Origin of the sequence: Enterobacter cloacae complex sp. IR5428, from assembly GCF_049238585.1 — a bacterium.
GTDB lineage: Bacteria > Pseudomonadota > Gammaproteobacteria > Enterobacterales > Enterobacteriaceae > Enterobacter > Enterobacter intestinihominis.
On record NZ_JBMKHV010000003.1, the window covers coordinates 248,186 to 269,124 of the forward strand.

The 20,939-nt window shown below is 53.3% G+C and carries 22 protein-coding genes; 6 read left to right on the top strand and 16 right to left on the bottom strand.

The window, feature by feature from the left end; all coding sequences use genetic code 11:
* Positions 1–24: 24 nt before the first annotated feature.
* The 6 genes from cheW to flhD all read right to left on the bottom strand — a co-directional run bounded on the left by cheW (position 25) and on the right by flhD (position 5,430).
* The gene (gene cheW, locus ACOTXC_RS05840; protein ID WP_003859699.1) at positions 25–528 is read right to left on the bottom strand and encodes a chemotaxis protein CheW; all 504 of its coding nucleotides are present in this window, start codon (positions 526–528) and stop codon (positions 25–27) included.
* 19 nt (positions 529–547) lie between these two features.
* Positions 548–2,557, bottom strand: coding sequence for a chemotaxis protein CheA (gene cheA / locus ACOTXC_RS05845; protein WP_421767480.1), 2,010 nt, complete (start codon positions 2,555–2,557; stop codon positions 548–550).
* A 4-nt stretch (positions 2,558–2,561) separates the two neighbouring features.
* Positions 2,562–3,491: a flagellar motor protein MotB gene (gene motB / locus ACOTXC_RS05850; protein WP_022648511.1), complete on the bottom strand. Its 930-nt coding sequence runs from the start codon at positions 3,489–3,491 to the stop codon at positions 2,562–2,564.
* Entirely contained in the window at positions 3,488–4,375 is an 888-nt protein-coding gene (motA, locus tag ACOTXC_RS05855; protein ID WP_003859696.1) for a flagellar motor stator protein MotA, read from the bottom strand. The genes motB and motA overlap by 4 nt, the downstream gene beginning before the upstream one ends.
* 123 nt (positions 4,376–4,498) lie before the next feature.
* Entirely contained in the window at positions 4,499–5,077 is a 579-nt protein-coding gene (flhC, locus tag ACOTXC_RS05860; RefSeq protein WP_022648512.1) for a flagellar transcriptional regulator FlhC, read from the bottom strand.
* Between the two features lie 2 nt (positions 5,078–5,079).
* Positions 5,080–5,430, bottom strand: a complete 351-nt coding sequence (gene flhD / locus ACOTXC_RS05865) for a flagellar transcriptional regulator FlhD (protein WP_003859693.1) — start codon at positions 5,428–5,430, stop codon at positions 5,080–5,082.
* Between the two features lie 797 nt (positions 5,431–6,227).
* Between flhD and uspC the strand changes: the two genes are divergently transcribed.
* Complete coding sequence (gene uspC / locus ACOTXC_RS05870; protein ID WP_022648513.1) at positions 6,228–6,656, top strand: universal stress protein UspC; 429 nt, start codon at positions 6,228–6,230, stop codon at positions 6,654–6,656.
* A gap of 15 nt (positions 6,657–6,671) precedes the next feature.
* Here the strand turns inward: uspC and otsA are convergent, their stop codons facing one another.
* The 6 genes from otsA to ACOTXC_RS05900 all read right to left on the bottom strand — a co-directional run bounded on the left by otsA (position 6,672) and on the right by ACOTXC_RS05900 (position 13,472).
* Positions 6,672–8,096, bottom strand: coding sequence for an alpha,alpha-trehalose-phosphate synthase (gene otsA, locus ACOTXC_RS05875; RefSeq protein ID WP_022648514.1), 1,425 nt, complete (start codon positions 8,094–8,096; stop codon positions 6,672–6,674).
* A complete protein-coding gene (gene otsB, locus ACOTXC_RS05880; protein WP_022648515.1) occupies positions 8,071–8,874 on the bottom strand; it encodes a trehalose-phosphatase in 804 nt (267 codons plus the stop codon). The genes otsA and otsB overlap by 26 nt, the downstream gene beginning before the upstream one ends.
* 153 nt (positions 8,875–9,027) lie before the next feature.
* Positions 9,028–10,008: an arabinose ABC transporter permease AraH gene (araH, locus tag ACOTXC_RS05885; protein ID WP_022648516.1), complete on the bottom strand. Its 981-nt coding sequence runs from the start codon at positions 10,006–10,008 to the stop codon at positions 9,028–9,030.
* Positions 10,009–10,022: 14 nt separating this feature from the next.
* Positions 10,023–11,537: an L-arabinose ABC transporter ATP-binding protein AraG gene (gene araG, locus ACOTXC_RS05890; RefSeq protein WP_023300465.1), complete on the bottom strand. Its 1,515-nt coding sequence runs from the start codon at positions 11,535–11,537 to the stop codon at positions 10,023–10,025.
* 71 nt (positions 11,538–11,608) lie between these two features.
* On the bottom strand, positions 11,609–12,598 hold the full coding sequence (araF, locus tag ACOTXC_RS05895) for an arabinose ABC transporter substrate-binding protein AraF (RefSeq protein ID WP_023300466.1): 990 nt from the start codon (positions 12,596–12,598) through the stop codon (positions 11,609–11,611).
* A 316-nt stretch (positions 12,599–12,914) separates the two neighbouring features.
* Positions 12,915–13,472 (bottom strand): DJ-1/PfpI family protein, encoded by a 558-nt coding sequence (locus tag ACOTXC_RS05900; protein ID WP_045308667.1) that lies wholly within the window; start codon positions 13,470–13,472, stop codon positions 12,915–12,917.
* A 504-nt stretch (positions 13,473–13,976) separates the two neighbouring features.
* On the opposite strand from ACOTXC_RS05900, the gene ACOTXC_RS05905 reads away from it, so the two are divergent.
* Together ACOTXC_RS05905 and ACOTXC_RS05910 are read left to right on the top strand one after the other, a co-directional pair.
* Positions 13,977–14,480: a non-heme ferritin-like protein gene (locus tag ACOTXC_RS05905; protein WP_022648520.1), complete on the top strand. Its 504-nt coding sequence runs from the start codon at positions 13,977–13,979 to the stop codon at positions 14,478–14,480.
* A 577-nt stretch (positions 14,481–15,057) separates the two neighbouring features.
* A complete protein-coding gene (locus ACOTXC_RS05910; RefSeq protein ID WP_022648521.1) occupies positions 15,058–16,401 on the top strand; it encodes an anaerobic C4-dicarboxylate transporter in 1,344 nt (447 codons plus the stop codon).
* A gap of 80 nt (positions 16,402–16,481) precedes the next feature.
* Here the strand turns inward: ACOTXC_RS05910 and ACOTXC_RS05915 are convergent, their stop codons facing one another.
* Together ACOTXC_RS05915 and azuC are read right to left on the bottom strand one after the other, a co-directional pair.
* A complete protein-coding gene (locus tag ACOTXC_RS05915) occupies positions 16,482–16,733 on the bottom strand; it encodes a DUF2766 family protein (protein ID WP_003859683.1) in 252 nt (83 codons plus the stop codon).
* Between the two features lie 106 nt (positions 16,734–16,839).
* The gene (gene azuC, locus ACOTXC_RS05920) at positions 16,840–16,923 is read right to left on the bottom strand and encodes a stress response protein AzuC (RefSeq protein WP_003859682.1); all 84 of its coding nucleotides are present in this window, start codon (positions 16,921–16,923) and stop codon (positions 16,840–16,842) included.
* Positions 16,924–17,137: 214 nt separating this feature from the next.
* On the opposite strand from azuC, the gene ACOTXC_RS05925 reads away from it, so the two are divergent.
* On the top strand, positions 17,138–18,556 hold the full coding sequence (locus ACOTXC_RS05925; protein WP_421767481.1) for an MFS transporter: 1,419 nt from the start codon (positions 17,138–17,140) through the stop codon (positions 18,554–18,556).
* A 42-nt stretch (positions 18,557–18,598) separates the two neighbouring features.
* Here the strand turns inward: ACOTXC_RS05925 and ACOTXC_RS05930 are convergent, their stop codons facing one another.
* The gene (locus ACOTXC_RS05930) at positions 18,599–19,237 is read right to left on the bottom strand and encodes an RpiB/LacA/LacB family sugar-phosphate isomerase (protein ID WP_421767482.1); all 639 of its coding nucleotides are present in this window, start codon (positions 19,235–19,237) and stop codon (positions 18,599–18,601) included.
* 245 nt (positions 19,238–19,482) lie between these two features.
* Here ACOTXC_RS05930 and yecR point away from each other — a divergent pair, with 245 nt between their 5' ends.
* Complete coding sequence (gene yecR, locus ACOTXC_RS05935; RefSeq protein ID WP_157507299.1) at positions 19,483–19,821, top strand: YecR family lipoprotein; 339 nt, start codon at positions 19,483–19,485, stop codon at positions 19,819–19,821.
* 200 nt (positions 19,822–20,021) lie between these two features.
* On the top strand, positions 20,022–20,519 hold the full coding sequence (ftnA, locus tag ACOTXC_RS05940; RefSeq protein WP_022648525.1) for a non-heme ferritin: 498 nt from the start codon (positions 20,022–20,024) through the stop codon (positions 20,517–20,519).
* 36 nt (positions 20,520–20,555) lie between these two features.
* Here the strand turns inward: ftnA and ACOTXC_RS05945 are convergent, their stop codons facing one another.
* The gene (locus tag ACOTXC_RS05945) at positions 20,556–20,795 is read right to left on the bottom strand and encodes a YecH family metal-binding protein (RefSeq protein WP_032622412.1); all 240 of its coding nucleotides are present in this window, start codon (positions 20,793–20,795) and stop codon (positions 20,556–20,558) included.
* Positions 20,796–20,939 lie beyond the last annotated feature (144 nt).

A 20,939-nucleotide genomic window follows, 5' to 3' on the forward strand; every position in this document is an offset into this window, starting at 1 on the left:
GCGAAGCCGCCACCCGGCATTATTTTATGCCACGTGATTCGCCGCAATATCCAGCAGCGCCATCTCTTCGCTGTTCAGCAGCTTCTCAATATTCACCAGAATCAGCATACGCTCGCCGAGCGCACCCAGCCCCGTCAGGTATTCCGTCGACAGCGTGACCGCAAACTCCGGCGCAGGACGGATTTGATCGGCGGTCAGCGACAGCACATCTGACACGCCGTCCACCACAATCCCCACCACGCGCTGCCCCAGATTCAGAACAATCACCACCGTGTTATCGTTGTACTCCACATCGCCCTGGCTGAACTTCACGCGCAGATCCACGATAGGCACAATCACACCGCGCAGGTTGGTCACACCCTTGATAAACGCTGGCGTATTCGCGATGCGCGTTACCTGATCGTACCCGCGAATTTCCTGCACTTTCAGGATGTCGATACCGTACTCTTCATCACCTAAAGTGAAAACCAGGAATTCCTGCCCAGAGGGCTCGCCCGCCAGTTTCGTTACGTTACTCATACCGGTCATGTTATTACCTTTTACTTAATCAGGCGGCTGTGTTCGCCACACGTTGTTCACGATTTAATCCCTGAAGTGCCGATACATCGACGATCAGCGCGACGCTACCATCACCCAGGATGGTGGCAGCAGAGATCCCCGGCACTTTGCGGTAGTTACTTTCCAGGTTCTTAACCACCACCTGATGCTGACCAATCAGCTGATCGACCAGCAGCGCGTAGCGGCGTCCGGCGCTTTGCAGGATCACAACGATACCCTGCGTGGCCTCGGTTTTTGCCCCGTCCACTTCGAACACTTTCCACAGTTCCACCAGCGGCAGGTACTCGCCGCGCACTTCGAGCACGCGCTCGCCGCCCGCCAGCGGATGCAGATCTTCTTCGCGCGGCTGGAGGGATTCCATCACCGCGTTCAGCGGCAGAATAAAGACTTCGTCCGCCACTTTAACGGACATGCCGTCAAGAATGGCCAGCGTCAGCGGCAGCAGGATACGGATCGTGGTGCCCGCGCCCTGCTTAGACTGGATCTCAACGTGACCGCCCATCTCCTGAATGTTACGTTTCACCACGTCCATGCCCACGCCGCGGCCGGAAACGTCGGTGACCTGCTCTGCGGTTGAGAAGCCCGGGGCAAAAATCAGCATGCCCACTTCTTCGTCAGTCATGTTTTCGTTGACCGCCATGCCCTGCGAAATCGCCTTCGCCAGAATGCGCTCGCGGTTCAGGCCCGCGCCGTCATCGGTCACTTCGATGCAGATGTTGCCGCCCTGATGTTCTGCTGACAGGATCAGGTTGCCCACTGGCGATTTTCCGGCTGCCACGCGGTTTTCCGGCAGCTCAATGCCGTGGTCGAGGCTGTTACGCACCAGGTGCGTTAACGGGTCGATAATGCGTTCAATCAGGCTCTTATCCAGCTCGGTGGAGCTGCCCATCAGCGTGAGTTCGATCTGTTTGTTGAGCTTGCTGGCCAGGTCGCGCACCAGGCGCGGGAAGCGGCTGAAGACATATTCCATCGGCATCATGCGGATGGACATCACCGATTCCTGCAAATCGCGGGCGTTACGTTGTAACTGGCCCATGCTGGTGATGAGATCGCCGTGGGTCACCGGGTCCAGCTCGTTGGAGCGCTGGGCCAGCATCGACTGGGTGATCACCAGTTCACCCACCAGGTTGATCAGCTGATCCACTTTCTCCACCGCCACGCGAATGCTCGTGGACTCGCTGGAACGCGCCGCCGGTTTTTCACCGCGGGCCGGGGCGGCCGTCTCTTTTGGCACGGCTTTCAGGGCCGGAGTAGCGGCAACTACCGCAGGGGCAATTTCTGCCGGCGCGGGCACTTCAACGGCCGCCGCCTCGGTTTCAAACGCAATTTGATCCGCTTCAATCACGAAGCACAGCACCGCCACAATGTCATCCTGACCGATCCCGCCGTCGAGCGTCGCGGCCAGGCTGTCTTTACCCTTCACCACGTTGCTGAGCGTCGCCAGGTTACCCAGCTCCTCTTCCAGCAGGTTGACCTCGTTCTCTTTCAGCCGTGACAGCACTACGCGCAATTTTCCTGCGGGCGCATCAGGCGCACTGTCTGGTTTGGCCGCGGCGTCAACAACGCTCAGTTTTGCCGCAGGGACAACGGGCGCAGACGCCTCACCTTTGGCTTCCAGCGCTAACTGACGCAGCGCGTTGCAGATGTATTCAAAGCTGGCGGCATCAGGCTCTGCCGAACTTTTATAGGCGTCGAGCTGTTCCTGCATAATATCTTTCGTTTCCAAAAACAGGTTGATAATGTCGGTATTGAGCTGCATCTCACCGCGTCGTGCTTCATCCAGCAGGTTTTCCATTAAATGGGTCGTTTCCTGCAAAATGGTAAATCCAAACGTTCCGGCTCCGCCTTTAATGGAATGCGCCGCACGGAAGATGGCGTTGAGCTGTTCTGAGTCCGGTGCCTCGGGCACCAGATCCAGCAAATGTTGCTCCATATCGGCCAACAATTCGTCGGCTTCATCAAAAAATGTCTGGTAAAAATCGGTAATATCCATGCTCACGCTATCACCTCGGATTGGCTGGTGGCGATGTTGGAACGGCAGCCGAAGGGACGGCCCCAGGCTGTTTTAAATCGTCCAGTGACTCATTCTGACTTTCGGCGTTTTCATGCAGGATGGCCTGCTCCGCCTGCTGGTTCAGCACTAAAAGACTGATACGACGGTTGATGGCGTCATCCGGTCCGCGGTCGGTCAGGCGCATGGTTGCAGCCATGCCGACCACGCGCAGGACCTTGCCATCATCAAGCCCACCCGCCACCAGCTCGCGACGCGAGGCGTTGGCGCGATCGGCAGAAAGCTCCCAGTTGCTGTATCCCTTCTCTCCCGTGGCGTACGGGAAATCATCCGTGTGACCGGAGAGGCTAACGCGGTTCGGAATGCCGTTCAGCACCGGTGCAATCGCACGCAGAATATCGCGCATGTAGGGCTCCACGTCGGCACTGCCGGTTTTGAACATCGGTCGGTTCTGGCTGTCGATGATCTGAATACGCAGCCCTTCCTGCACCAGGTCAATTTTCAGATGCGGACGCAGCGCGCGCAGTTTAGGGTCCGCCTCAATCAGCTGATCCAGGTCACCGCGCAGTTTTTTCAGGCGCGCCTGCTCCATCCGTTTTTTCAGCTCGTCGATGTTAGGCTGTTTTTTCACTTCGCCCTGCTGCTGGGTGTAATCGTCACCGCCGCCGGGGATCGGGCTGTCGCTGTTCGAAATGCGCGGCCCGCCGGTGACCGCCGTCGCCAGCGGCGTTCTGAAATATTCCGCAATCTGAATAAGCTCTTTTGGGCTGGAGATGGAGATCAGCCACATCACCAGAAAGAAGGCCATCATGGCGGTCATAAAATCGGCGTACGCGATCTTCCATGAGCCGTGAGAACCGTGCCCGTGCCCCTTATGCTTGCGTTTTTTTACGATGACGATCGGATGGGACTGGTTTTTCATGCGTCCTCAGTTGTCGTCTGTTGGTTGGGGTTTTTCACCGCGCGCACGTGCTCTTCCAGTTCGATAAACGACGGACGTTCGCTGGAGTAGAGCGTCTTACGGCCAAATTCGACGGCGATCGGTGGCGCATAACCGTTGAGGTTTGAGAGCAGCGTAATTTTCACGCACTGCATCATTTTGGTGGTTTCAGCGCTCTTCTGGCGCAGCACGCTCGCCAGCGGGGAGATAAAGCCGTATGCCAGTAAAATACCAAGGAACGTCCCCACCATCGCGTGGGCAATCAGGGCGCCCAGTTCAGCCGCCGGGCGATCCGCCGAGGCCAGGGCATGAACGACGCCCATGACCGCCGCCACTATACCGAACGCCGGAAGCGAGTCGCCCACCAGCGCCAGGCTGTTGGCCGGAACTTCGGATTCGCTCTCGTGGGTTTCGATCTCTTCGTCCATCAGGGCTTCAATTTCGAAGGTGTTCATGTTGCCGCTGATGATCAGTCGCAGGTAATCGACGATAAAATCGAGCATCATCGCGTCAGCCAGAATACGCGGGTAGCTGGCGAAAATTTCGCTCTCTTTCGGGTTTTCAATGTCCCGCTCCAGCGAGAACATTCCTTGCTGACGTGACTTCGCCATCAGGCGATAGAGCAGCGCCAGAAGATCCATATACATGCTTTTGGTGTATTTCGAGCGACGAAACAGCAGCGGAATCGCCTTCAGCGTGCCCTTGATCGATTTACCGTTGTTACCAACGATAAAAGCCCCTACCCCTGCACCGCCGATGATGACAAGTTCAGCCGGTTGATAGAGTGCTCCAAGGTGCCCGCCGGTCATCATGTAACCGCCGAAAACTGTACCGAGAACTACCAGGTAACCTAATAAGATAAGCACGACATCATCCTTCCGCTAGTGACTATGGCAGGACGTTCATTTCGAGCGCGTGACCTGAACGCAGGGTAAAAAAAAGCAGCGGTAATCGCTTACCGCTGCTGGAATCTTGCCCACAGGTTCGGGTTAAACAGCGTGTTCGATCTGTTCATCCAGCAGTTGTGGAATAATATCGGCAGCATCCCGGGAAAGTTTACGTCTTTTTACGGCTCGGGATGGAGGCTGGCATAAACTACAGGCGAAGCTGCCCGCAGGCTGGTGCGCGTGGGTAATAAAATTGCCGTCACAGCAGTTGCAGCGCGACAATTCAAGCATTCCGCTTTCAACAAAACGCACCAGCGTCCAGGCGCGGGTCAGCGCCAGCAGGGGTCCCTGTTCCTGCTGCGGGCATTGCTCAAGGTAAAGTTTGTAGGCTTTAATCACGGCATCCACGCCGCTGCATAAGCCCGTTTTAAGCAGGTACTGCCAGGCGTTACAGAACATGGAAGCATGGATGTTCTGCTCCCAGGTCATGAACCAGTCAGTCGAAAACGGCAGCATGCCTTTTGGCGGTGGGCTACCACGCAATTCTTTGTACAGCTTGATCAAACGACCACGGCTCAGTTGCGTCTCGCTTTCCAGCATTTGTAAACGCGCACCCAGCGTGATGAGTTCCATTGCCAGCTGGATATCACGGGCTTCCTGAACAATGCTTTTTTCGCTCATTGTTAAGCCCTTTTCTTCCGGGCTACGTCGTCAGGCTGGCTGATTTCGTTGAGCAGGCGGGTGGAGAGAAGAATACCGGTGTGGATCTGTTGCAGATCGTCCACGCGGGATTCCTGAGTCAGACGCGTAATGGTCTGCGGGTTATCGAAACGGAACTGGCAGACAAGCTGATTGGTTTCAGCCAGCTTGACCATCTGCGGAAGTGTTAATCCCCCCAGCATGGTTGCCATCTCTTCGTTAACACCCAGACGAAACATCGCTGACGGTTTGTCCTGACTAATCAAACGCTGCGCGAGCAATAAATACGACAAATTGATGTCGTAAATATGTTTTAGCAACTCGGATGTATGCATTTTTCCCATCCCGAATAACCAACTATTATTTTTATGCGGAAAGACCGCACCCCGTGATGTCGCCGGGAAATCACCCGGTATAAAAAGAAAAGGCCAAATGCATAGTTGAATTTAGGTTTGTACGTCGTAAAGCGCGTGACCGGTTAACATGGCCAAAATGTCGGTTACACATTTTATCTTTTCTTACAAATAACTAAGATTTTTCCTAATTCGACGCAAACTCTACTCGTCAGTTTTGACACATACAATGCAGCCCCCCCCTGGAATTTAAAAAAAATGTGATCTGCGTCACATAATTTACGCGAATGTAACCCATAAATCCATCAGCGTGACTTGTAATTTGGGTGTTTTTTATCCAACCCAAGCTTGTTTATATTCTTCAGGAACGAATACTCATGCATCCGGACGGGGGAATTGGGTCTGGGAAATGTAAAGACAGGGCAAATCCGCATTGATCTGCTATGGGGAAAACTTCACGTTGAAACTACCATTAATTAATAAAGTAAAAACAGGAGGTTAACGCTGGCAACACAAAAATCAGTTTCGTTGCGTAACGATCTACGCCGGGTTGATGATGAGTTAAGGCGAGTTAACCACCCGGAAGGGAAAATGTGTAATTTACGTTAAGCTGTTAATTTTTTTCATTTAGGCCATCTTTTCAGTTATTCTTCTTATAAGAATAATTAATGAATAATTATGATAAGCTTCACACTAATGACGCATTCACCTCTTGCAGTAATGGCAGTTTCGCGGTAAAGCTGGGGAAACTTGTCATTCTGACATCAAAGGAGTGCGTGATGAGTTACTCCCATCTGCTTGTTTCAGTTGCTGTTTCTCCCGAAAGCCACCAGCTTGTCGCCCGAGCCGTATCCATCGCCCGCCCCGCCAATGCCCGCATCAGCCTCATCACGCTGGCTGCAGAACCCGAAATGTATAATCAGCTGGCTGCGCCGATGCTGGAAGATATACGTGAGGTATTGCAGGAGGAAACGCACCAATTCCTGCAAGAGTTAGTGGAGAGGGCAGACTATCCGATTCATCAGACCGTTATCGCGACCGGTGAATTAAGCGCGCATATACTCGACATCTGTCAGAAAGAGAATATTGACCTGGTTATTTGCGGAAATCATAACCAGAGTTTTTTTTCTCGTGCGGCATGCTCGGCAAAATCTATCGTTTCGTCAAGCCAGGTTGATGTCCTGCTGGTGCCTCTTGGGGGCAATTAATGCCCCCGGAGAAAATCAGGCGAGTTTAGGGAAGGTCGCGATCTTTTTTTGCAGATCACCTTCCTGACTTTGCGGCTGGATCGCGCGCAAATCGTCAATAAAACGCGCCTGCCAGCGGTTAATATCATTCTTCATGATGGTCTCCATCATTTCCGAATGGCGTGAAATACGTTCCGCAAGCGGCATAGTTAACGCACGGTTCAGGGCATTTGCCACGTCATCGCGATCGTAAGGGTTTACAATCAGCGCTGAGGTTAACTCGTTTGCCGCACCGGCAAATTGAGACAGCACCAGCACACCCGGGTCAGCAGGATCTTGTGCTGCAACATACTCTTTTGCCACCAGATTCATCCCGTCGCGCAGGGGCGTGACCAGCCCGACGTCCGCATAGCGGAACACTTTCATCAGAATTTTGCGCTCAAAGTGCTGATTCAAATAGAAAAGTGGAGTCCAGCCAAGCTGCCCGTAGCGCCCGTTGATGCGCCCTGCCTCGGTCTCAAGCTGGTGACGGATATCCTGATAGGCCTGAACCTCACCGCGCGAGGTCGGCGCTATCTGGGTATAACGAATCTTGCCGTGATGCTGCGGGAATTTTTCCAGCAGGGTTTCGTACGCGAGGAATCGCTCCGGCAAACCTTTGGAATAATCAAGTCGTTCAACCGAAAAGATATTCTTAACGTGCTTGAGTTCATCCTTAAGCTGGGCAAGCTTCGGAGGCAATGGACCGGAGGCCTGCTCGGCAATTTCGTCTGGCTCAATACCAATCGGGTAGACCTCGGTATGGAAATTACGTCCCCACGCGGTGTGAGATTTGCCGCCGTGAGTAACCAGTCGGGTTTTACCGGACACGCTGTCGAGGAAGGCCAGCCTGTCGTTTTCCGTCTGGAAACCGAGCAGGTCGTAATCAGACAGCGCCTCAAGGATCTCTTCATGCTGCGGCAGTGCCGTGAAAATCTCCGGCGTCGGGAAAGGAATGTGTAGGAAAAAACCGATTCGGTTATTCACACCACGTTTTCGCAGCTCTCTGGCGAAAGGCAGCAGATGGTAATCGTGGATCCATAAAATATCGTCTTCTTCGATTAGCGGCAGCAGTTTATCTGCCAGCAGCGCATTAACGCGCATATAGCCTTCATAGGATTCACGCTGGAATTTCACCAGGTCCAGACGATAGTGAAACGCTGGCCACAGCACGGCGTTTGAGAACTCGGAATAATATTCATCATAGTCCTTCTCACTGAGTGCGAAGGAAGCCCACGTGATATTGCCCCGTGACACCTTTTTAAGCGGTTTCTCATCATTACTGATTTCCCCGCTCCAGCCAAACCAGAGACCACCCGCGGCTTTGAGGGCACCTAATACCCCGACCGCCAGGCCACCGGCACTGGCTTTTTTATCATCCGGCGGTGCGATGCGATTAGAGACGACGACTAAGCGACCCATAATGATTTCTCCCGTTGTTTTGCGCTATTTGTTGTTGTTGCTGGTTAGCGACATCAGATATCCACTGCCAGACGCTGGCGACGTTTTCCAGCCGCCATCCGGCAACGGTTTCACCCGGCCCTACCTTGACAGACATGCCACTGGCCTGGTTTACCACGCTGAACCCGGCCTCGTCGGTCAGGTCATCCCCAAAAAATACTGGCGTACGCCCTTTAAACGGCGCTTCCGCCATAAACGCTGCAATGGCAGCGCCTTTATTAATTCCTGCTGGTTTAATCTCGACCACACATTTACCGGGCTGTAACGCCAGCTCCGGATGGGCTTCCGCCACGCTTCTTGCTACCGAAAAGATCGCCGCCTCATGGTGAGGCGCCTGACGGTAGTGCAGCGCAAAGGCCATGCCTTTGGCTTCCAGTTCCGTACCGGGAAGCAGTTCCAGAGCAGAAGAGAGTTGCGCATGCAGCGCCTGAACCAGCGTATCGGGGAGTGAAACTATATGCAGTTGATCATGGATATCGCGGCGCTCCGCTCCGTGCACACCGGCCAGCGGAAAGTGATAAGGACTGGCGAGCACATCCAGCTCGGCCATTGAGCGCCCTGAAATCAATGCCAGTGCCCCCTCGTTCTGTCGGGAGAGCTGCTGCAAATTCTCTAACACCAAATCCGGTACAACAACGTCGTCAGGATGCGGTTCAATCCCGGCGAGCGTCCCGTCGAGGTCAAAAAAGAAAGCAAATTTTCCGGGCAGTACAGGCGGTGCGGTTAACAAGTCAGCCACCCTAATCCTCCTTACAGTGAACAAAACAGCCATGTAAGTATAGACAGTGTGACGGCGCTCGCCATTTAGCAACCGGCCTGTCAGCATAACTGGCGGGCCGGTCAGGGGGTCAACTATGGTTAATAGTTGAGCAGATAAGTGGCTAAAAATAAATCAGACGGTACGCTTAGCTTTTTGCTTGTAACGGTCGAAGATCACTGCTGCCAGCAGGATCAGGCCGCGTACGACGTACTGAGAGAACGGAGAAATATTAAGCAGGTTCATGGCGTTCTCCACGGTCCCCAGAATCAGGATCCCCGCCACCACATATGAGATTTTTCCGATGCCGCCCTTGAGGGATACGCCCCCCAATACGCAGGCGGAAATGACAATCAGCTCATAACCGATAGAGGTCATTGGCTGGCCGCTGGTCATACGCGACGCCAGAATAATCCCCGCCGCTGCCGACACCAGCCCGGAAAGCACAAAGATAATGATCTTGGTCCGTACGACCGGGACACCCGCCAGACGCGCCGCTTCCTCGTTCCCGCCAATCGCCAGGGTATTACGTCCAAAGGTGGTGCGGTTAAGCAGGAAACCAAACAGGATCAGACAGGCTACCGTCAGCCAGATAGGCGCAGGCAAGCCCAGCCAGTTGGCATAGCCCAGCGTAAAGAAGCGCTCGTCTTCAATCCCCACCGCCTTACCGTCGGAGATGATATAGGCCAGACCGCGCACGATTTGCATGGTCGCAAGCGTCGTGATCAGGGCGTTAATCTTCAGGCGCGCAATCACAAAGCCGTTCACCAGACCGCTCAGCACGCCGAGCATCAGCCCCGCCAGCACGCCGATCCACAGGCTTTCGGTCATATTGATCACCACGGCAGTGGTGACCCCGGCACAGGCAATCACCGAGGCGACCGACAAGTCAAAATCGCCGGAGGCCAGGCAGAATAGCATTCCGCAGGCCACCATGCCGGACATGGAGATAGCCAGCCCCAGCCCCTTCATGTTGATGAAGGTCGCAAAGTTTGGCACAAAAATCGCGCACGCAACGAACAGGGCGGCAAAAACCACCAACATGCCGTACTGGTCCCAGATGCGGCCAAAACTGAAAGCCGACTTCGGCGCTCCGGATGTAGTAACAGAGGACATCATTGACTCCTTACTCAGGCGACAGCCTGGCTAACTTTAGGCATGGCGAGACTCAACGCCTGTTGTTCATTCGCCTGTTCATGCAGCAATTCACCGGCAATTTCACCTTCGCGCATCACAACAATGCGGTCGGCAACGCCCAGCACCTCGGGCAGATCGCTGGAGGCGAACAGCACCGCCACGCCGCGTTTTGCCAGCTCATAGATGACGTTATAGATTTCGTGTTTCGCCCCCACGTCGATACCGCGCGTTGGTTCATCCAGCAAAATGACCTTCATGTCTTCCGACAGCCAGCGCCCCAGAATGGCTTTTTGCTGGTTGCCGCCGGACAAATTCATGATCAGCTGTTCAGCCCCGGGAGTTTTGATGTTCAGCGAACGGATATGGTGATCAGCGTTGCGCGCCTCCCACCCGTCGTTAATCAGACATCCCGCGCGGATGAACTTGCGCCGGGCAGAGATGTTGATGTTGTCGCGCACCGAGTGCACCGGAATAATGCCTTCGGCCTTTCGATCCTCCGGACAGAGCATGATGCCCGCGTTAATCGCCTGCGCAGGCTTCTGTATATCGACCTTTTTCCCGTCGACGAAGACCTGGCCCTGGGTAATACGCGTCCCGCCAAACAGCCCTTTCATCAGCTCGCTGCGCCCTGCCCCCACAAGGCCAAACAGCCCGACGATTTCGCCGCTGCGCACCGAGAGTGAAATAGGTGTGCGCACGCCTGGGGCTTTAACGCTATCCAGACGCAGACGCTCAGGGCCGTACTCGCGCGGCTTCCAGTGGTAAATATCCCCCAGATCGCGCCCGACCATCGCCTGCACCAGCTGGTCATGATTGACCTGCTGCATATCGGTGAAGGTGCGCACGTAGCGGCCATCCTTAAACACGGTGATGGCATCGCTTAAGGCAAAAATCTCTTCCATACGGTGGGAGACGTACAGAATGATGCGGCCCTCTTTGCGCAGCTCGCGGATCACGCGAAAGAGGTTTTCAATTTCACGCGCCGAGAGCGAGCTGGTTGGCTCGTCAAAAGCGATGATCTTGGCGTTACGCGCCAGCGCTTTGGCAATTTCCACCATCTGCCACTGACCGATGGAGAGATACTTAAGGGGCGTTTGCGGATCGACATCCAGCCCAAGGTGCCTGAGCTGCAAGCCCGCTTCATAGTTGAGCAGCGAGCGGTTGACCACGCCGCTTTTATGCGGAAGCTGGCCCAGGTAGATGTTCTCCGCCACGGTCATTTCAGGAATGAGATGCAGCTCCTGATAGATGATGGCGACGCCCGCGTTTAACGCTGCCGTGGTATCGGCAAAGGCCACCTCTTCGCCGCGAATGGCCAGCGTGCCGGTGGTGGGCGTGTAGTTGCCGCTGAGAATTTTTAGCAGCGTGGATTTTCCCGCGCCGTTCTCCCCCATCAGGGCATGAACCTGACCGGCATAGCAGTCGAAGCTGATATCGGTCAGCGCGTTTACGCCGGGGAATGTTTTACCGATGCCGCGGAAAGAGAGATACGGATCAGACTGTTGCATAACGACTCCGTGATTCCTGTAGTGTGTACGTCAGGCCCCTCACGGCGTGTGAGGGGCGCAATCACAGCGTATTACTTACCGCCCAGTCCTTTTTTCGCCAGCTCCTCTTTGAAATTATCGCGGGTGATCAGCACCACATCAGTTACTTCGGTGAATTTCGGCGGCTCAACCCCCTTGGTCACCCAGTTGTAAAGCATTTCGCTGGATTTATAGCCGTGGACATCCGGGCTCGGCAGCAGAGAGCCGTAGAAGCCGGTCGCCTGCGCTTTAGACAGTTCGCTCACGGCGTCCACGCCGTTGATGCCGATCCCGATAATGTCCGGTGCTTTAAAGCCCTGGCCTTCCGTTGCACGCACGCCGCCCAGCACGGTGTTATCGTTCATCCCCACCACCAACCAGTGTTTCACCTCCGGATGCTGGACGAGCATGGAGTTCGCCGCATCAAAGGCACCCGGGATATCGTTGGATTTGGTCGGGACTTTGTAGATTTGTTTTTCCGGGAAGCCAGCCGCTTTTAGCGCGTCCATGGAGCCCGTGGTACGACGACGGGCGGTATCCAGCTCGTCAGCGGTAATGGCCATCACGGCGGTCTCTTTTACATCCCAGCCGCGTTTTTGCATCTCTTTATAGAGCTCCTGGCCCTGACGCTCGCCGATTTTGGTGGCCGCCATCATCACCAGCGGAACGGTATCCATCGGTTTGCCTTTGGCATTCACGAACTGATCGTCCACCGCAATCACTTTCATGTCATAACCGCGCGCTTTCGCGGCAATCGCTGAACCCAGCTTTGGATCCGGCGTACAGATAACGAAACCTTTCGCGCCGCTCGCCGCCAGGCTATCAATGGCGTTAAGCGTTTTCTCGCCGTCAGGTACGGCGATTTTAATTACCTCAAATCCCAAATCTTTTCCGGCTTTATCAGCAAATTTCCATTCGGTCTGGAACCACGGTTCTTCCGGCTGTTTAACCAGAAAACCGAGCTTTAAATTTTCAGCGATAGCGGATTGTGACATAACGGCAGCCAGGCCGATGGCCGCCAGCGCTTTAGTAAATTTGTGCATGGTAAACTCCAGCTTTAGCATTCTTATCTGTAGGGAATAATGGCGAACAACTTATTTAATCGGACTTAAAACAAGGCATTAGCGCTTACCTCGTTATAAGCGTTATTGCTGGAGATAGTTTTAGCGGGAAATTAATCATCCATAAGAGAGCGACATCACACCGCAGAATTACAGTAATTGCGTACATAAATTCAGCGAAAAATGACATAAAAAAGGACGTAATTGTCCTACAAATGGAAAGGAGTTAAGCAGGATTATCCATAAGGTCAGCTAAGAAATCCCTGTAACCCGGACGCCTTAGCGTCCGGCAGAAAATTTACCAGCGGTAATAGATGTGTTCAGCATGATCGCGCACGGGGGCATCGTCGCCCAACAGACGCGCAGAGAGCGTCAGCGCAAAGTCAAAAGCGTGCCCCAGCCCCTTGCCGCTGATGAGGTTGTTATCCTCCACCACCGGCGCATCTACATATACTCCATCATCAACGGTCTGCCAAAGATCGCCGGAACAGACGTAGCGCCGCCCCTTCAGTAGCCCGTTTGCGCCCAGCACCCGCGCAGCCGCAGAGCAGATCGGGCAGATGAGTTTGCCGTGCTCGTCATGCGCGGAAACAAAGCGTATCACCTCCTGGTTAGCCGCAAGATTGATACTCCCCTGCGGCCCACCGGGTAACACGACCGCGTCATACAGCGTATTAATACGTTCCGTTAAGGTACTGTCAGCCACCATGGGGATATTGTGGTAACTCACTACCGCACGGGACTCCGCGCAGGCCAGCGTTTCCACCTCAATCTGCAAGCGACGCAGGATATCAACTGTGATAATCGCTTCTGCTTCTTCAAAACCAGGTGCCAGCAGCACCGCAACTTTTGTCATCATAAACCCCTACAAGTGAAAAGATATAAAACATCGTTTCATTTTCCAGATTTGTTAGATAACAATCTTACGACGCGATCACAGAACCGTATATTGCGGGAAAATTGATTTAGCTCAAATTTGCTACAGCAGGATATATTTGCAGTTATTATTTCTGATTTAACACTTTCACAGAATTTCCCGCCACAGAAGGTTTCCTGAAACGATAAAAATGGGAAGAACTGATTTTAATATCATTAAAATCATATAGATAAAAAATATTAGATCTCGTCACCTGTTTTCTGTTCTGCGCTATATTTAAATTTGTAATGTATGGTAAACACAGCCCAACTAAGAGTTTTCTTAATTCAAAGAGAAGCGTATGCTTATTTAAATCGAACACAGGACGTGAATTTTCGAGTTTGTTTACCTTGCAGAAATCTTTTTCTGTTATTCAATCGTCAGTACCTGCCGGGTCAGGTTTAGTAGCGGACATCAAGTCCCACAGTCAATAAGGATATGAGTATGACTACCCAAACGATGATGCAAAAACTGAATGCCCAGATGAACCTGGAGTTTTATGCTTCAAATCTGCATCTGCATTTGAGCGCCTGGTGTTCCAGAAAAAGCCTCAACGGCACTGCCACCTTCTTTCGTACTCAGGCGCAAAGTAACGTCACGCACATGATGCGTGTCTTTAACTTTTTGAAAGCCATCGGCGCCAATCCCACAGTCAAAGAGCTTGAAACGATTGAAGATAATTACTCCTCTCTGGAGGAACTGTTCCAGAAAACGCTTGAAGAGTATGAGCAACGCTGTACGAAGCTGAACAAGCTGGCCGATGAAGCCAAAGCGCAACAGGACATCATTACCCTCAAGTTTTTACGTGATATGGACAGAGAGCAGCAGCAGGATGGCATGCTGCTGAAAACGCTCGCAGACGAAATCCGCAACGCGAAACGCGCAGGGATCTGTCTGGAGCAGACGGACCGCCATCTTCTCGACATAGCTACCGTGCAACACCACTAAGTTCCTTCACCCGCTCCCGTCAGGGCTGAGAGTTCCCCACAAAATAATGCCTGCACAGACGGCCCCCTCTCCCTTGAGGGAGAGGGCTGGGGTGAGGGGGAACATACGGCTCTGGTGGTCATTCCGTTCACTTTATGTTCCTTGCTACTCTGTCACGGCATAACCGGTGAACGTGCCAGGGTGGCTCAGTCGCCACCACCCTGGCGACCCGGGCTTCCGGCGGAAAATCGCCGCTTCGCGGTACCTTCGGCTTATTCCTTCCGGCTTATCGGGGACGGGCGGAGGTAACATCCCTGTAAAGCCCGCCCTCTCGGCGCATCCCTGCGCCTCGCCCCGGCCTACAGGAAACGCCTCAGCGATTTACAGCCGGACCGAGGCATCGCTGAAAGCCTTCAGTTATTCTGAAGGCAACGTTATCGCTTTTGCTTTCAAATTACTGGGGATCCCTCAGCCCGTCAGGGAGTGGGTGCCAACTCCCTGCTTTTGCTGACATTTAACAAATCAGATCTTGCTCCCAATGAATAACCCCACATCGTGTAATGATTTGTTTAATTACATTCATTAACGAGGGAGCATCATGATCACCATTGAGTTTATTGTCATTATCCTCTGCCTGCTGGTAGGTACCCGCTTCGGCGGGATGGGCCTGGGGCTGATAAGCGGCATCGGCCTGTTTATTTTGAGTTTTGTCTTTGGTCTGCAACCCGGTAAACCGCCGGTTGACGTGATGCTAACGATCCTCGCCGTCATCGGCTGCGCGGCCACGCTACAAACCGCCGGTGGCCTGAACGTGATGATGCAATTCGCAGAGCGCCTGCTGCGTAAACATCCCCAGCACATCACCCTTCTCGCGCCGTTTACCACCTGGATGTTGACCTTTCTCTGCGGGACCGGCCACGTCGTCTACACTATGTTTCCCATTATCGCGGATATCGCCCTGAAAAAAGGCATTCGCCCGGAACGGCCGATGGCGGTGGCCTCGGTGGCCTCACAGATGGCGATCACCGCCTCCCCCGTTTCCGTGGCCGTCGTTTCGCTGGTCTCAATTCTGGGTGCGCAGCACGGTATCGGCCACGCGTGGGGGATCCTCGAAATACTCGCCGTTTCCGTACCGGCCTCACTGTCAGGCGTCGCCATTGCGGCACTGTGGAGCCTGCGCCGGGGGAAAAACCTCGCAGACGATCCTGAATTTCAGGAAAAGCTGAAAGATCCGAAACAGCGGGAGTTTATCTATGGGGGAACGGAGACGTTGATGGATCAGCGTTTCCCTAAACAGGCCTACTGGTCAACGTGGATCTTCTTCGCCGGGATTGCCGTTGTGGTCCTGCTGGGTGCGTTGCCCGAGTTGCGTCCGGCGTTTGAAATCAAAGGCAAAATGACGGCCCTGTCGATGAACCTTGTCATTCAAATGATGATGCTTATTGCCGGGGCCATCATGCTGATGACCTGTAAGGTTAATGCGTCGGCCATTTCAAACGGAGCGGTATTTAAGGCGGGGATGGTCGCCATCTTCTCGGTGTTTGGCGTGGCATGGATGAGCGATACCTTTTTCCAGGCGCATCTCGACGAACTGAAAATGGCACTGGAGGGGGTAGTGAAGAGTCATCCCTGGACGTATGCCATCGTGTTGTTTCTGGTGTCGAAACTGGTCAACAGCCAGGCCGCGGCCTTAACCGCAGTCGCCCCGATGGGGTTGATGTTAGGCATCGATCCGAAAATGCTGGTGGCCTTCTTCCCGGCCTCCTACGGCTACTTTGTGCTGCCCACCTATCCGAGCGATCTGGCCTGTATTGGATTCGATCGCTCCGGCACCACCCGCATCGGTAAATTCATCATCAACCACAGCTTTATTCTGCCGGGTCTGATTGGCGTCAGCTGTGCCTGCGTGGTGAGCTATCTGCTGGTGCAGACGTTCTTTTGAGCCTTCTGTGGGCGACAGACTCTGTCGCCCTTCGACGTAAAATCAGAAAACGGTTTCTAATTTTAAAACATCGGTTTATTTTAATGTGACTCACCCTGCGGCGTGAAGCGCAGTTCAATCAGCGCGATCGCTTTCTGGATCGCGCGGAGCGTAACCGGGTCCGCCGCAGCAGGATGATTGGTGAAATCGATGTTTTTTAGCTGGGTCGACATCTTTTCGCGTACCTCAACCGGCGCGATAACGTCAATCACATCAAGGATTTGTTTGATAACCAGCTGGCAGGCGACGACGTCAGATACCAGTTCCTGATCGGCGCTCAGGTTTTGTGACATGGGGTTCTCCTTATTCAAAGGCCGCCATAGTAGCAAAACAGACGCCCTTCCATCTCCCTCTCGTCGTCCGCAGACATAAAAAAACCTGCCGAAGCAGGTTTTTTTATCAGAACATCGCACCCGGTGGGACGTCTTTAAACGTTGTGCAGTAGTTAGCCCACATGCTTTTCAGGATTTTGCGCAGTTTCATTATGTTGCTCCAGTAACGTGTTATGCAGGTGTTATTATCAATACGCTTATAATATGACCGCCATCACAAAAATCAACCATTTTGTGACCTGCATCACGGTTAACAAACCCTCAGTGCTGCCGGTTTGTTAAAAAAAGGCACGATAAATCCGCACGTTACAGACTTATAAATTCCAGTAAATTTTTATAAAATTTTTTGAGCGGGCAGGAAGAGAATGAGTGAAAACGTATCCGGCAAAGAGAGCCGTGGATTATCGCCTGCGGCACTGCTGGTGGCCGGTGCTTTCTTTATGGAGTTTCTGGACGGGACGGTGATCGCCACCGCATTGCCGGATATGTCAAAAAGCTTCGGCGTACAGGCCGTGGATCTGAATATCGGCATCAGCGCCTACCTGATCACCCTTGCCGTGCTGATCCCCGCCAGCGGCTGGATCGCCGACCGCTTCGGCGCGCGAAAAGTATTTGCCCTCGCGCTGGCGATCTTCACGCTGGCCTCGGTATTTTGCGGCCTGTCCACCACGCTCGAGGAGTTTGTCGCAATGCGCGTCTTCCAGGGCATGGGTGGCGCGCTGATGGTGCCTGTGGGTCGCCTGGCCGTGTTACGTACAACGCCAAAGCATCAGCTCATCACGGCAATCGCCACCCTGACGTGGCCTGCGCTGGTCGCGCCGATCATCGGCCCGCCGCTGGGCGGGTTCATTACAAGCTATGCCGACTGGCGCTGGATCTTCTTTATTAACGTGCCGCTGGGGATAATCGCCATTTTGCTGGCACTGCGAATCATTCCAGACCTGCATGAAGATACGCGCCGACCGTTTGATTTACCGGGTTTTGTGGTCACCACCCTTGCCATGGTGAGCCTGGTTTATGCGATGGAGTTGATGGGCGCAGAGCCTCTGCGGACAGGATTAACCGCCACGCTGTTTATCGTCGGTGTCGCCGCGTTGAGCCTGGCGCTGCGCCACTTTAAGCGGGCAACCTGGCCGATGATCAGGCTCGATGCGATGCAAGTGCCGACGTTTCGCGTCACCCTGTACGGCGGATCGCTGTTTCGCGCCTCCATCAGCGCGGTTCCGTTCCTGTTACCGCTGATGTTCCAGGTCGGCTTTGGCATGGACGCGTTCCATTCTGGCCTGCTGGTGCTGGCCGTTTTCGTAGGCAATCTCACCATTAAACCGGCGACGACGCCCCTGATCCGCAGCCTGGGGTTTAAGCGGCTGTTGCTGATTAACGGTTCACTTAATGTCCTGGCGCTGCTGGCCTGCGCCTTTCTTACGCCGCAGACTCCTGTGTGGCTCGTCATGCTGATCCTCTATCTGGGTGGCGTTTTTCGTTCGATCCAGTTTACAGCCATCAGTACGCTGGCCTTTGCGGATGTACCCTCTGCGCAGATGAGCTATGCCAATACGCTGTTTTCAACCGCAACGCAGCTTGCCGTGGGACTTGGGATCACGCTCGGGGCCATTGGTATTCGTATCGGGGAAAAAGTCAGTGAGACGATGGGGATTGCCGGCATGCCGGGAATGAGCTTCCGGCTGGCATTTGTGGCGATCGCGCTGATCTGCCTGGTGGGAATGGTTGACACGCTGCGTCTGACCAAATATGCAGGCAGCGCGGTATCATCGAAAAAGTAAGGCTCTGTGCCGGGCGGGCAACGCACCGCCCGGCAAAGGAAATCAGCCAACAATACCGCGCACGAAGGCTTCGATCTCTTTGTCCTGGCAGTTCTCGAAGAAGCACTGCTGGAAGCGCTGGCCTGAGACGGCGGTTTTAACCAGCTCAGGATCGATTGCACGCAGGGTATCCAGATAGTTTTCTCTTACCACCGCCGCTTTCACCTGGTTCAGAATACCGGCGTTACGCACCTGCGGCTCCTTACGCTCTGGTGGATAGCCTTCGCCATTGCGTCCGGTAAACGCTTTCTCAAAGATAAAGCGTACGTTCAGTTCTGCCCCCCAGCCGAAGCCCTTCGCAAACGGCAGAGAAAGCGCGTTACCGTTGTTGATTTGCGCAAACAGGAAAGCATCCGCAGGATCGATGCAGTAACCGCAAATCACACCCGGATGGATGTTCAGGGACATTAACGCGCCCTGCCCGGTACCGCAGCCGGTGACAACAAAATCAACGGCTTTAGCGTTAAGCAGAATGCTCGCCATGATGCCCAGGTGAATATAAGTGAGATGATGATCGTTCTCATCACTCATACCGACGTTATAGACCGGGAAACCTTTCTCATCAGCAACGGCTTTCAGCTCATTAAGGATGATGGGATTCTTAGCGGCCTGGCTGTTTTCCATCATCAGTGCAATTTTCATCTTGTCTCTCCTGAATGCATGGCGGGCGATCCCGCTGTGGATACCTTTTCAACTTAACCTTACTATCAAACAAACGCACTTTCAAATTAAGTGAAAACTTGTTTTAAAAAACAAAGATGCGCTCACAATTTCGCGCGGTGGCCCGGCTCGTTGTACAGTGAAAGGGCAGATCCTCCGGCTATTCCGGCCATTGCGTCCCGTCGCGTTGGTTACAATGGCGTATTTCCCGTCACGCAGAGTGAAACATGAAACGTGTAATCATAGCCGGAACGATCCTGTTGCTCGCCGGTTGCAGCATCAACCGTCAGGCAGAAGTCAGTAGTACGGATGCCCCAAACGGAATTGTGCGCCTCGACTATGGCCAGACCATGCTGCAAAACGCCTGGTCTGATGACTATGTTAATAACGGTATGGCAACAAAGGCCTGCCAACGTATGGGCTACGCCTCCGCGTCAGCCTACGGGCAGCCGATTAAAACCTGCACCCTGATCAGCGGTTCACTCTGTCTGAACGAAAGTGTGACCATTCAGTATAAATGTCAGGGATATGCCGTTACCTCTTCCAGCCAGAATCCGTGGTATTAACCGCGACTGCCAGTCACGCTGGCAGTTTATTTAATAAGAACAAAAATAATTCTCATTAATAAATATAAATGGCGGCAATGCGTTTTATTCCCATTCGTATTTTTAATAAATAAATATTTATTTTACTTTTTGCAAATAATTAAATAACAAATTATAGTGTCGCTCATCGTGAACCAGAATTAATAAACCGGAGCTGCACCATGTTAAAAACTGAAATGATCGACAAGCTCAATGCGCAAATGAATCTTGAGCTATTTTCTTCCCTGCTTTATCAGCAGATGAGCGCCTGGTGCAGCTATCACAGCTTTGAAGGGGCTGCCGCCTTCCTGCGTCGTCATGCCCAGGAAGAGATGACGCACATGCAGCGTCTGTTTGATTACCTGACGGACACCGGCAGCCTGCCGCGCATTGATAACGTGGTATCGCCTTTCGCCGAGTACGGCTCTCTTGATGAACTGTTCCGTGCCACCTATGAGCACGAACAGCTGATCACCCAGAAAATAAATGAACTGGCTCATGCCGCCATGACCAGTCAGGATTATCCAACCTTTAATTTCCTTCAGTGGTATGTGGCTGAACAGCACGAAGAAGAGAAGCTGTTTAAATCCGTGCTGGATAAATTATCTCTGGCAGGTAAATCCGGGGAAGGTCTGTACTTCATTGATAAAGAGCTGTCGACGCTCGACACGCAGAATTAATAGAAAAGCGGTGCTGAGTTTTCAGCACCGCTTTATTCAATGACGGCAAATTTTACTTTCGTGCGTGGAAAATCCGTCTGCTGCCGGAATGAATTTTCCGCGCGCCGCCAGAAACGCCACCAGCTCCGCGGCTGTCATTTCCGAAGCTGAACAGGTATGGAAACGCGCCGCTTCGCCAAAGCGGGCATGTATCGCCTCAACCAGACTCTCCTTCGTATAACGCTCACCTGACTCAATCATCATATTCAGCACGTCGTGTCCGTGAATTGACATCATTACCTCTCGCAAATAAAAAGCAGACTAAATGCTCCCTCCACGACACGCTTTGCGCTGGCGCAGGTTCCCCCTTTCTTTTTGTAAATTAATCATTACACCCTATGTAACGGTGATTTGACGAGATGGTGCTTTTCCCTTACTCTG